The sequence below is a fragment of the Novosphingobium sp. genome, from assembly GCF_027486195.1.
Lineage (GTDB): Bacteria > Pseudomonadota > Alphaproteobacteria > Sphingomonadales > Sphingomonadaceae > Novosphingobium.
In genome coordinates this window covers 1-10824 of the sequence record NZ_JAIXPP010000028.1, presented here as the reverse complement: position 1 = coordinate 10824, position 10824 = coordinate 1, and the positions used below count along the sequence as shown (strand labels likewise).

The window sequence follows — 10824 nt, the reverse complement described above, 5'->3', positions numbered from 1 at the left end:
GGGAAGAAGATCAGGTTCACGCCGATGAAGAACACCCAGAAGTGCAGGTGGCTGAGGAACTCGCTGTGCATGCGGCCGCTCATCTTCGGGAACCAGTAGTAGAACCCGGCGAAGAGCGAGGTGACCGCGCCCAGCGACAGCACGTAGTGGAAGTGCGCCACGACGTAGTAGGTGTCCTGGAGGTTGTCGTCGATGCCGCCGTTGGCGAGCACCACGCCGGTCACGCCGCCGACGGTGAACAGGAAGATGAAGCCGATCGCCCAGACGAGCGGCGACTTGAACTCGAGGCTGCCGCCCCACATCGTCGCGATCCACGAGAAGATCTTGATGCCGGTGGGCACCGCGATGACCATGGTGGCGGCGGTGAAGTACATCTTCGTGTTCACGTCGAGGCCGGTGGTATACATGTGGTGCGCCCACACGATGAAGCCCACCGCACCGATCGCGACCATGGCGTAGGCCATGCCGAGGTAGCCGAACACCGGCTTCTTCGAGAAGGTCGAGATGATCTGGCTGATGATGCCGAAGCCCGGCAGGATCATGATGTAGACTTCGGGGTGGCCGAAGAACCAGAACAGGTGCTGGTAGAGCACCGGATCGCCGCCGCCGGCCGGGTTGAAGAACGTCGTGCCGAAGTTGCGGTCGGTCAGCAGCATGGTGATCGCCGCGGCCAGAACCGGCAGCGAGAGCAGCAGCAGGAACGCGGTGACGAGCATCGACCACACGAACAGCGGCATCTTGTGCAGGGTCATGCCCGGTGCGCGCATGTTGAAAATAGTGGTGATGAAGTTGATCGCGCCGAGGATCGAGCCAGCACCCGCAAGGTGCAGCGAGAAGATCGCAAAGTCGACCGCCGGGCCGACCGAGCCCGAGGTTGAAAGCGGCGCATAGACCGTCCAGCCCGTGCCCGCGCCCATGCCGGTACCACCGGGCATGAAGGCCGAGATCATCAGCGAGCAAAAGCCCGAGACGGTCAGCCAGAACGAGATGTTGTTCATGCGAGGGAAGGCCATGTCCGGCGCGCCGATCATCAGCGGGACGAACCAGTTGCCGAAGCCGCCGATGAGAGCCGGCATGACCATGAAGAACACCATGATCAGGCCGTGGGCCGTGATCAGCACGTTCCACAGGTGGAGCGTCGCGTTGAAGTCCTGGTCGTTGCCGCCAAGGAAGTGTGTCCACCAGCCGAGATACTGGATGCCCGGGTGCGCGAGTTCGGCGCGCATGATGCCCGAGACGCCGCCACCGATGATGCCCGCGATAATCGCGAAGATCAGGTAGAGCGTACCGATGTCCTTGTGGTTGGTCGACATGAACCAGCGCGCGAAGAACGCGGGCTTGTGGTCATGATCGTGCGCCTCGTGGTGGGCGTCGAAGCCTTCGTGGGCTGGAATGCTGGCCATGGTGGTCTAACCTTGTCCTCGAAATCTGTTACGCTGCGGGCGTGGTCTTGGCGGGCGCTGCGGCCGCCGTGGTGGTGGCGCCGGCCGCCGGAGCACCGACAGTACCGCCCTGGGTCTTCACCCACTCTTCGAACTTGGGCCGGGGCAGCGCCTCGACCACGATCGGCATGTAGCCGTGGCGGGCACCGCACAGCTCGGAGCACTGGCCGTAGTAAACGCCCGGTTCCTTGATGAAGAGCACCTTCTCGTTGATGCGGCCCGGCACGGCGTCGAGCTTGAACCACAGCGAGGGTACGGCGAAGGCGTGGATCACGTCCGAACCGGTGGTCTGCAGGCGGATCGGCTCACCAGCGGGGACGACCATGCGGTTGTCGGCGGCCAGCTGCGGCTGCTCGCCGCGCTTCAGCGCTTCAGCATCGGGCAGGATGTTCGAGATCACCTCGAAGCCGCCGTTGTCCGGATACGTGTAGCCCCAGTACCACTGGTAGCCGGTGGCCTTGACCGTGAGCGCGCCCTTGGGCGCGGGCGCATACTGGTGCGCCAGCAGGCGGATCGAGGGCACCGCGATCACGACGAGGATCAGCACCGGAACAACCGTCCAGATGATCTCGATCGTGGTGTTGTGGCTGGTCTTCGATGCGACCGGGTTGGCGGCGCGACGGAAGCGGACCATGACCAGAAGCAGGAGGAGCAGGACAAAGAGCGTGATCACGACGATGACCGGCATCAGCAGGTAATCGTGCATCGCCAGGGCTTCCTGCCCGATCGGCGAATACTGGTCCTGGAAGGTCCACGCCTTGGCGACCGGCTGGCCCTTGCCATCGGTCGGCTTCATCGGGGTGTAGGAACCCTTATCCACCGGCGCGGCAGCATCTGCCGGAGCGGCGCTGGCGGCAGGAGCAGGCGTCACTGCAACCGGGGCGGCGGGCGCCGGAGCCACTTCGGCTGCGGGTGCCGGAGCGGCAGCAGCCATGGCCTGGGGCGCGAATGCAAGCGCGGCAGCCAGGCTGAATGTCCGGATCGCACCCGTCACGGCGCGGGCAACATGGGAAAGACTCATCGTGTGCAACTCTCGATTTTTTGCTTCTGCGCCGGACCTTTGGTCCGACACTCCACACCCCAAATCCCTTAATTCAAGGGGGCCTATACGCGCGCTCGCCCCAAGCCTCAAGCGCCTCAACGTATATTTTTGGGGCAATGGGGTTTGCCCTAAAGCTCTAAGGCGCAAGCGAATAACGGGAATCGAGCAGTCCGGCATAGCGCCGCGCCCCTCCCTTCGCTATTGACCCACCCCTGAAGCACCTCCTGCGGGCTCCGACGCCCGCTCATGATGAGACAACCATGCTCGAAGACGAGATCCTCTCCGAATTCCGCGCCAGCGAGGCCCTGCTAGAAGGGCACTTCCTGCTCTCTTCGGGCCGCCACAGCGCGCACTATCTGCAATGCGCCCGCGTGCTGATGGACCCGATGCGTGCCTCTCGCCTTGCCGCCGCACTCGCTGCGACTCTGCCGCGCGAACTGCGCCAGCAGATCGGCAAGGTCATTTCGCCCGCGATGGGCGGGGTGATCATCGGCCATGAAATGGGCCGTGCGCTGGGCGTCGAGGCCATGTTCGTCGAGCGCCCGACCGGCACGTTTGAACTGCGCCGCGGCTTTTCGCTCAAGGCCGGCGAGAAGGTGCTGATGGTCGAGGACGTTGTGACCACCGGCCTTTCCAGCCGCGAAGCCATCGCCGCGATCGAGGCGGCGGGCGGCATCGTGGTGGCCGGCGCGGCGCTGGTCGATCGCTCGGGCGGCACGGCAGACCTCGGCGTGCCGTTCTACCCGCTCGTCAGCCTCAGCTTCCCGACCTACGCGCCCGACGAGCTTCCACCCGAACTCGCCGCGACTCAGGCGATCAAGCCCGGCAGCCGCGCCGCCTGATGTTCACGCAGGTGAGAGCCGCTGCGCGAGCCCTGCCAAGGTGCATTCTGGGCGCGCTGCTGGTGTCGATCATGGCGCCGATTGCCGTCGCGCAGACGCCGGACACCGGCACGGCTCCTGCGATCAACGAACCGCGCCTGGCCGCTGCCATCAAGGCGGCAGACTTTGCCGGCACGCTGCTCATCGCCCGTGGCGACCGAATCCTGCTCGAACGCGCATATGGGATGGCCGAGCCCGGCGGGACCGCGCCGCACCGGCTTGGCCGGATCTGGCGCTGGGCATCGGTTACCAAACAGGTCACCGCCACGATTGCCATGCAGGAAGTCGCCGCAGGCCGGCTCGATCTCGACCAGCCGATCGCGCGCTATCTGCCGCGCAGCCGGGCGCCCCACGCCGATACCCTCACCTCGCGCATGCTCATGCAGCACGTTTCGGGCCTGCGCCACGCCGACGATTTTGCGCCGCAGGACAATGACGGCTGGGCCTATTTCTACAGAGCGCCACTTGGCAGCCCGGAAACCGGCGTCATCTGGTGCGAGGGACCGACCGGCAAGCCCGATAAAGTCCCGCCAGCGGACTTCCGCTATGGCGATTGCGATTTCATCATGATGGGCGCGGTGCTCGAAGCGATCACCGGCAAGACCTATGCCGCGCTGGTCGAGGAGCGCATAGCGAAGCCGCTCGGGCTGCGTACCGTCGGGCTGTTCCCCGAAGCCCCGTCTCCGATCTCGCGGTCGGCCATCAAGGGATTCGACGGCGGCAAGCCCGAATCGCGCGCATTCCATCTTGCCAATTTCGGCCCGGCCGGTGCGCTTTATGGCACGACGCATGATCTGCTGGCGTTCGACCGCGCGTTGATGTCAGGCAAGCTGCTGCCACCCGCCCAGCGCGCCGAGATGTGGACCGGCCAGCCGCGCTACGGATACGCGGCGCTTGGGCAATGGTCCTATGACGTCGCGCTTAGTGGATGCGAGGGCGCAGGCGTGCACCTTGTCGAGCGCCGCGGCCATATTGGCGGGGTATCCTTGCGCAACATCATTATTCCGGAGCTTGATATGGTGGTGATCATGACCTGGAACCGTGGCAACGCCGAGGAGGCTTTCGGCGAAGTGTGGCAGCAAGCCGGACTGACGCACGACGTTCTGGCCGCAGCTTTGTGCAAGTCATTGTGACACAGGGCATCATGACACAGCAGACCTTCTCCAACGCCGGCAGGCCGCAGCGCCTGCGGCTCGGCGTGAACATCGACCACGTCGCCACGATCCGCAACGCGCGCGGCGGGGAACATCCCGATCCGGTCCGCGCAGCGCAGATCGTCGCCGAAGTCGGCGGCGATGGCCTTACGGCGCACCTGCGCGAAGACCGCCGCCACATCCGCGACGAGGACCTTGCGCGCATCCAGGCCGCGACCAACCTGCCGCTCAACCTTGAAATGGCCGCGACGGAGGAAATGCTCGCCATCGCGCTGCGCCACAAGCCGCACGCCGCCTGCATCGTGCCCGAACGGCGCGAGGAGCGCACCACCGAGGGCGGGCTGGACGCCGCCGGCCAGCACAACCGCCTCGCCCCCATCGTCAGCCGACTCGCCGATGCCGGCATCCGCGTCAGCCTGTTCATCGCCCCCGATCCGCGCCAGATCGAAGCGGCGATGAAGCTCGGCGCGCCCGTCGTCGAACTCCACACCGGCGAATACGCGCACGCTGAGGGTGAGGCCCGCGCGGTCGAACTGCGCCGCATCGCCGACATGGCCGCGCTGGCCGCCAAGAACGGCATCGAGCCCCACGCCGGCCACGGCCTCACTTATGACAACGTCAGCGCCATCGCCGCGATTCCCCAATTGGCCGAGCTTAACATCGGCCACTACCTGATCGGCGAGGCGATCTTTACCGGGCTCGAAAACGCGGTGCTCAGGATGCGCGATCTGATGGACGCGGCACGGTGAGGAGCGGGCAGTGAGGAGCGGGCAGTGATCATCGGCATGGGCTCCGACCTCTGCAACATAGAGCGTATCCAGGCTTCGCTCGACCGTTTTGGCGAGCGTTTCGTGCAGCGCGTGTTCACGCCTACAGAACAGGCCAAGGCCGCGCGGAGGCCCTATACCAAGGCGGGCACGCTGGCGAAGCGCTTCGCTGCCAAGGAGGCGTTCTCAAAAGCGGTCGGCACCGGCTTCAAGGCAGGCGTGTTCATGAAGGACATCGGCGTGGTGAACGCACCTTCCGGCGCGCCGACGCTGGCGCTGACGGGCGGCGCTGCCGCGCGCCTTGCCGCGATCACCCCGGCGGGGCATGTGGCGGTGGTTCACCTGACGCTCACCGACGATCACCCATGGGCGCAGGCCTTCGTCGTGATCGAGGCGCGACCCCTTTCTGAAGGTGCTGCTTGAGCGACATTACCGAAACCGCGCCGGTCCCCGAAGCAGAGCAGCCGGAAATCACGGCACCCGAAAGTGGAGCTGGCGAACCCGAGGGCACCAACTGGCTCGCCGAGATGCGCGGCCTGCTGCTCATGCTGATGGCGGTGATCGGCTTCCACAGCTTCGTGGCCAAGCCCTTCTACATCCCGTCGATTTCGATGATGCCGAACCTGCTTGTCGGCGATCAGCTGGTCGTCTCGAAGTATCCCTATGGCTGGTCGTGGGTTTCGGCCTCGATGCACTTCCTGCCGCGCTCGAAGATGCGCATCCTTCCCGCGACTCCGGCCTATGGCGATATCGTCATCGTCGTCCCGCCGGATCGTGACGAGGACTATATCAAGCGCGTCGTCGCGCTGCCGGGCGACCGCATTGCCGTCGTGAACGGCCAGATCATCCTCAATGGCAAACCCGTGCCGCAGATCGCCGAAGCCCCGCTCGAGCTGCCGGTCGATCCCAACCAGCCCTGCGATCCCGATGATTTCCCCGGACTTCGTTACCGCGCGGCAGACGGCAAGCAGGTCTGCGAATTGCCGATCTTCCGCGAAACCCTGCCAAACGGCGCGACCTACCGGATCATCGACCACCGCCAGCAGCCGCTAGACAACTATCCGGAGACAAAAGTCCCGGCGGGCTACGCTTTCCTGATGGGCGACAACCGCGATCATTCTGCCGACAGCCGCGCGCCGATCATCGAAAAGGGCCTCGGCGGGCCGGTTCCGCTGGCCGATATCGGCGGGCGCGCCGAATTCATCACCTATTCGCTCAATGGCACCGAGACGTGGAATCCTTTGACATGGTACGGTGCCTTGCGGGGTAACCGCGCTTCGCTCAAACTGCGACCGATGATCCTGCCGCAAAGGGCCCCGACCAAGCGATGAGCGACGTACCGACCACCGTTCCCGAGACCGCCCCGCAGCACAGCGCCGGGCCCACCGATATCCGCGACGATCTCGTCCGGCAGGAAATCAAGCGCGCGGCGGTGTGGATCGGCATGGCCGGGCTGGCCGCCCTGGCGGTATATCTTGCGCATCCGCTGCTGGTGATCTTCGGCGGTTTCGTGTTCGCCATGCTGATCGACGGCGGTCAGCGCCTGCTCGGCCGTGTGCTGCCCATCGGACGTTCATGGCGCGTGGCGGTGGTCCTGCTGCTGACGGTCGCTTTCCTGGTCTGGGTGGTCGAATTTGCCGGCAGCCAGATCATGACGCAGGCCGCCGAGATGCCGCCGCTGGTCACCGCGCAGGCCCAGCGCGCGCTCGATTGGGCCTCTGCGCATGGCCTAACAATGGGCCGCAGCGATGTCAGCAGTCTGGTGCAGCAACTGCTCGGCGGGGTCGGTCAGGTGACTCAGGCGCTGGGCGGTTTGTTCGGCGGCGTCACCACGCTGCTCATCATCGTCATCCTCGGCATCTATTTCGTGCTCGAGCCCGATCTTTACCAGCGCGGCCTGGCGTGGATGCTCCCGGCCGGAAGCCGCGAGTACTTCCACGGCACCACGCACCGCATGGGCCGCACGCTGCGCATGCTGCTGGCCGGGCGCATGCTTGGCATGGTGATCGAAGGCGTCGCCACCTGGATTGCGCTTGCAGTCTATGGCGTGCCTATGGCCGCGCTGCTTGGCCTGCTCACCGGCCTGCTCGTGTTCCTGCCCAATATCGGCGCGCCGATTTCGGGCATTCTGATGATCCTCGTCGGCTTCTCGGGCGGCACGGCGATGGGGATCTACTGCATCATCGTCTACGTCGTGGTGCAGACTGTGGACGGCAACGTGATCGTGCCCATGGTCGCCAAGCGCACTGCCGATCTTGCCCCGGCGCTCGTGCTGGGCGCGCAGTTGATCTTCGGCGTTCTGTTCGGCATCCTCGGCCTTGCGCTTGCCGATCCGCTGGTGGTCATGCTGAAAATCGCGCTCGAACGGCAGGCCGAACACAACACCCGCCGCGAAGAACAGACAGAATAGGCGCTGATGGCCCGCAAGTTCCTCTATTTCATCGCGCTGCTGATCGTCATGGTCATCGCCGCGCTGCTGGCCCTGCGCATCTGGTCAGTCGAACTGACCCGGTTCGCCTTCGTGCCGCGCGGCGCCTTCGAAGCACAGGCGCCCTTGCGCGCAGGCATCTACGACGATCCAGCCATGTGGGTATCACGCCCCGGCACCGCCAATGATCCCGCGCAGTATCACCCCGAAGGCACCCCCACCGCGCCGCAGGGCAAGGCCTTTGTCTTCTTCATCCACCCGACGAGCTACCTAGCACGCGATCACTGGAACGGCCCGATTGAGGACGAGGACGCGCGCTATCGCACGGCCCTGTTCGTGCGCGGCATGGCGAGCGCCTTCAACGGCGAAGCGGCCGTTTTCGTACCTTACTACCGGCAGGCGGCCTTCGGCAGCTTCCTCGTCAACCGGCCCGAGACGCTGAAGGCCCGCGCGGTTGCCTATGGCGATGTGCGCGCCGCCTTCCGGACCTTCCTGGCCCAAGTTCCCGCTGGCGCGCCCATCGTGCTCGCGGGCCACAGCCAGGGCGCGATGCACCTCATGCACCTGCTGCAGGACGAAGTGAGGGGCAAGCCTCTCGCCAGCCAGATCGTCGCGGTCTACGTAATCGGCTGGCCGGTCTCACCCGCGCACGATCTGACCGCGACAGGCTTTCCCGCTTGCGCTGCGCCCGTTTCTTTCGGCTGCGTGATGAGCTGGATGAGCTTTGCCGAACCGGCCGACGCAGGCCAGATGCTCGACACCTACCGCGCCGAGCCGGTGCTTGATGGCAAGGCCAAGGGCAGCGAACCCGTGCTGTGCACCAATCCGCTGACCGGCGGCGCCGCGCCCGACGCACCCGGCACAGCCAACCTCGGCACCATGCTCCCTTCGATGGATCTCAAGACGGGCAAGCTCTTGAAGCTTGGCATCCCTGCCCGCTGCGACGCGAAAACGGGATTGCTGATGATCGGCGACCCACCGGACCTCGGCCCCTATGTGCTGCCCGGCAACAACTACCACGTCTATGATATCCCGCTGTTCTGGGCCAATGTCCGTGCCGATATCGCGCGGCGCGAGGCATCATGGTTCACGCCGGTCGAATGATCACCACCAGTGCGGCCGAACTGCGCGGCGCCCTGCCCGAAGGCGGCGCGCTGATGGGCCTCGATCCCGGCACCAAGACCATCGGTGTCGCGCTGTGTGACCGCGACTGGCGCTTCGCCACTGCCGGCCAGACGATCCGCCGCCGCAAGTTCGCGGCCGACAAGGCCGAACTGGCAGCGCTGATTGCCGCGCGCAGTGTGAAAGGCCTCGTCATCGGCCTCCCGCTCCACATGGACGGCGGCGAAAGTCCGCGCAGCCAGGCCGCCCGCGCGATGGCGCGCAACCTTGCCGATCTTGGCCTCCCCATCCTGCTGTGGGACGAACGCTGGACCACGCAGGCCGCCGAGCGCGCGATGATCGAGCAGGATTTCAGCCGTGCAAAGCGGGCGGAACGCATCGATTCGCACGCCGCCGCGCTGATCCTGCAGGGCGCGATAGACGCCATGGTGGGGAGCGCGTTCTGATTCCGCGCCACAATTGATGGTTGTCACCGCGCCCCCGCCCCGGCAGGACGTCAGCCATGAGCAAGGATGAGAAGGCCGCCGGCCTCATGAAGACGATCATGCCCGAAGGCTTCGTGTTCGATCCCGAACGCGGCGCGCGCTGGTTCACCCGCGCGGGCCACACCGGCTTCCTTGGCATGGAATATCACGATCACGGCGAGGACTGGATCGAGCTCGCCCTGCCCTGGCGCGAGGATCTCGTCGGCGTAGAGGAAACCGGGGTGCTCGCCTCGGGGCCGATCATCAGCCTGCTCGACAACGCCACCTCGATGTCGGTCTGGACGCGGCAGGGCACTTTCAACCCGCAAGTCACGCTCGACCTTCGCATCGACTATGTGCGCGCCGCCACGCCGGGCAAGACGGTGATCGCGCGCGCCGAATGCTATCAGGTGCGCCGCTCGATGGCCTTCGTGCGCGGGATCGCCCACGATGGCGACATGACCGATCCGGTCGCGCACACCGCCGGCATCTTCATGCTGGTGAGCAGCGAAGGGTGGTCGAAGCCATGAGCGGTTACAATCTGCCTCCCTATGCCCGGACCATGGGCATGGAAGTCGACCATATCGAGGACGGCGCGCCGGTCATCGCGATGGACTTTGCCGAGCGTGTGCAGGGCCGCCCGGGTTTCCTTCACGGCGGCGCAATCGGCGGACTGCTGGAGATGGCCGCCCACGCTGCCCTCCGCGCAGAGCTCGATCGGCAGGGCAGCGCATCCCGCATCAAGCCGGTCAACATCAGCATCGAATATCTGCGCGGCGGCGTGCAGGAACGCACTTTTGCGCGCGGCGAGGTCATCCGCGCCGGCCGCCGCGTGGCGAACGTCCGGGTCGAGGCCTGGCAGGGCGACCGCAGCAAGCTGGTCGCCAGCAGCTGGATGAATTTCCTGCTCGCTGCGCCCAAGGAAAGCTGACCGTAAATGGCATGATTGCGGCCCGTAGGGATGCGCCCTGCCGCGTTCCTGGCCGAATTGTCTTGCAATTTTTACACAGCCTTCTAAAGAAAACTTGCCTCACGTCGATTGCGACGGAATTTGACGGCTGCTTTGTCAGCGTCCTTTCCTTTTCAAGATGCCTGGCTTTTTCAACCGGCAAGCGCCGGTTTTTCCATGCTGCTCTCGTTGAAGTGAGACGGGCATCGACGTTTTGATTTGAGCTGCAGGAACCCGGTTCCGGCATCTCCGACTCCCTCGATTTCCTTTCAAGTGACGACCAGACGCACGACCCCGTCGGCATTCGCGCCGGCGGTCACTCCCGTTTCTTGAAAGGAAGCGACCATGACTATCGGAACCGTAAAATTCTTCAACGAAGACAAGGGCTATGGCTTCATCCAGCCGGATGACGGCGGCAAGGACAGCTTCGTCCACATCTCCGCCGTGCAGGCCGCAGGCCTCGCCACGCTGAGCAAGGACCAGCGCGTCAGCTATGACGTCGAGACCGGCCGCAATGGCAAGGAATCGGCGATCAATCTCGCCAGCGCGAACTGATCGAGGCGAGCCCGCAGCAG

The 10824-nt window shown here is 65.3% G+C and carries 13 protein-coding genes; 11 read left to right on the top strand and 2 right to left on the bottom strand.

What is annotated here, in order from left to right; all coding sequences use genetic code 11:
- Both Q0071_RS06000 and coxB read right to left on the bottom strand, forming a co-directional pair.
- Positions 1 to 1403 (bottom strand): cytochrome c oxidase subunit 1 (locus tag Q0071_RS06000; RefSeq protein WP_298166349.1); only part of this gene is annotated, 1403 nt, incomplete at its 3' end.
- A 28-nt stretch (positions 1404 to 1431) separates the two neighbouring features.
- Entirely contained in the window at positions 1432 to 2463 is a 1032-nt protein-coding gene (coxB, locus tag Q0071_RS05995; protein WP_298166347.1) for a cytochrome c oxidase subunit II, read from the bottom strand.
- Between the two features lie 281 nt (positions 2464 to 2744).
- Here coxB and pyrE point away from each other — a divergent pair, with 281 nt between their 5' ends.
- The 11 genes from pyrE (at position 2745) to Q0071_RS05940 (ending at position 10804) form a co-directional block, all read left to right on the top strand.
- Complete coding sequence (pyrE, locus tag Q0071_RS05990; RefSeq protein ID WP_298166345.1) at positions 2745 to 3326, top strand: orotate phosphoribosyltransferase; 582 nt, start codon at positions 2745 to 2747, stop codon at positions 3324 to 3326.
- 71 nt (positions 3327 to 3397) lie between these two features.
- Positions 3398 to 4498, top strand: coding sequence for a serine hydrolase domain-containing protein (locus Q0071_RS05985; RefSeq protein WP_298166343.1), 1101 nt, complete (start codon positions 3398 to 3400; stop codon positions 4496 to 4498).
- A gap of 11 nt (positions 4499 to 4509) precedes the next feature.
- Positions 4510 to 5268 (top strand): pyridoxine 5'-phosphate synthase, encoded by a 759-nt coding sequence (locus tag Q0071_RS05980; RefSeq protein WP_298166342.1) that lies wholly within the window; start codon positions 4510 to 4512, stop codon positions 5266 to 5268.
- Between the two features lie 24 nt (positions 5269 to 5292).
- Positions 5293 to 5709: a holo-ACP synthase gene (acpS, locus tag Q0071_RS05975; protein ID WP_298166340.1), complete on the top strand. Its 417-nt coding sequence runs from the start codon at positions 5293 to 5295 to the stop codon at positions 5707 to 5709.
- Positions 5710 to 5756: 47 nt separating this feature from the next.
- Entirely contained in the window at positions 5757 to 6617 is an 861-nt protein-coding gene (lepB, locus tag Q0071_RS05970; protein WP_298166351.1) for a signal peptidase I, read from the top strand.
- The gene (locus tag Q0071_RS05965; protein ID WP_298166338.1) at positions 6614 to 7696 is read left to right on the top strand and encodes an AI-2E family transporter; all 1083 of its coding nucleotides are present in this window, start codon (positions 6614 to 6616) and stop codon (positions 7694 to 7696) included. The genes lepB and Q0071_RS05965 overlap by 4 nt, the downstream gene beginning before the upstream one ends.
- A gap of 6 nt (positions 7697 to 7702) precedes the next feature.
- Positions 7703 to 8818, top strand: coding sequence for a DUF3089 domain-containing protein (locus Q0071_RS05960; RefSeq protein ID WP_298166336.1), 1116 nt, complete (start codon positions 7703 to 7705; stop codon positions 8816 to 8818).
- Positions 8815 to 9282 (top strand): Holliday junction resolvase RuvX, encoded by a 468-nt coding sequence (ruvX, locus tag Q0071_RS05955; RefSeq protein ID WP_298166334.1) that lies wholly within the window; start codon positions 8815 to 8817, stop codon positions 9280 to 9282. Before Q0071_RS05960 ends, ruvX begins: the two co-directional genes overlap by 4 nt.
- 56 nt (positions 9283 to 9338) lie before the next feature.
- Positions 9339 to 9830 carry a PaaI family thioesterase gene (locus Q0071_RS05950; RefSeq protein ID WP_298166333.1) on the top strand — a complete coding sequence of 164 codons (492 nt, stop codon included), beginning with the start codon at positions 9339 to 9341 and terminating at the stop codon, positions 9828 to 9830.
- Entirely contained in the window at positions 9827 to 10231 is a 405-nt protein-coding gene (locus Q0071_RS05945; protein ID WP_298166331.1) for a PaaI family thioesterase, read from the top strand. The genes Q0071_RS05950 and Q0071_RS05945 overlap by 4 nt, the downstream gene beginning before the upstream one ends.
- A 363-nt stretch (positions 10232 to 10594) precedes the next feature.
- Positions 10595 to 10804 (top strand): cold-shock protein, encoded by a 210-nt coding sequence (locus Q0071_RS05940; RefSeq protein ID WP_067907594.1) that lies wholly within the window; start codon positions 10595 to 10597, stop codon positions 10802 to 10804.
- The last annotated feature ends 20 nt before the right edge of the window (positions 10805 to 10824 follow it).

What these genes read in the sequence shown, in the direction of transcription:
- ruvX (WP_298166334.1), top strand. Translation starts at nt 8,815, where the DNA reads ATGATCACCACCAGTGCGGCCGAACTGCGCGGCGCCCTGCCCGAAGGC.
- Q0071_RS05965 (WP_298166338.1), top strand. Translation starts at nt 6,614, where the DNA reads ATGAGCGACGTACCGACCACCGTTCCCGAGACCGCCCCGCAGCACAGC.
- Q0071_RS05945 (WP_298166331.1), top strand. Translation starts at nt 9,827, where the DNA reads ATGAGCGGTTACAATCTGCCTCCCTATGCCCGGACCATGGGCATGGAA.
- coxB (WP_298166347.1), bottom strand. Translation starts at nt 2,463, where the DNA reads ATGAGTCTTTCCCATGTTGCCCGCGCCGTGACGGGTGCGATCCGGACA.
- Q0071_RS05940 (WP_067907594.1), top strand. Translation starts at nt 10,595, where the DNA reads ATGACTATCGGAACCGTAAAATTCTTCAACGAAGACAAGGGCTATGGC.
- pyrE (WP_298166345.1), top strand. Translation starts at nt 2,745, where the DNA reads ATGCTCGAAGACGAGATCCTCTCCGAATTCCGCGCCAGCGAGGCCCTG.
- Q0071_RS05960 (WP_298166336.1), top strand. Translation starts at nt 7,703, where the DNA reads ATGGCCCGCAAGTTCCTCTATTTCATCGCGCTGCTGATCGTCATGGTC.
- Q0071_RS05950 (WP_298166333.1), top strand. Translation starts at nt 9,339, where the DNA reads ATGAGCAAGGATGAGAAGGCCGCCGGCCTCATGAAGACGATCATGCCC.
- Q0071_RS05985 (WP_298166343.1), top strand. Translation starts at nt 3,398, where the DNA reads ATGGCGCCGATTGCCGTCGCGCAGACGCCGGACACCGGCACGGCTCCT.
- Q0071_RS05980 (WP_298166342.1), top strand. Translation starts at nt 4,510, where the DNA reads ATGACACAGCAGACCTTCTCCAACGCCGGCAGGCCGCAGCGCCTGCGG.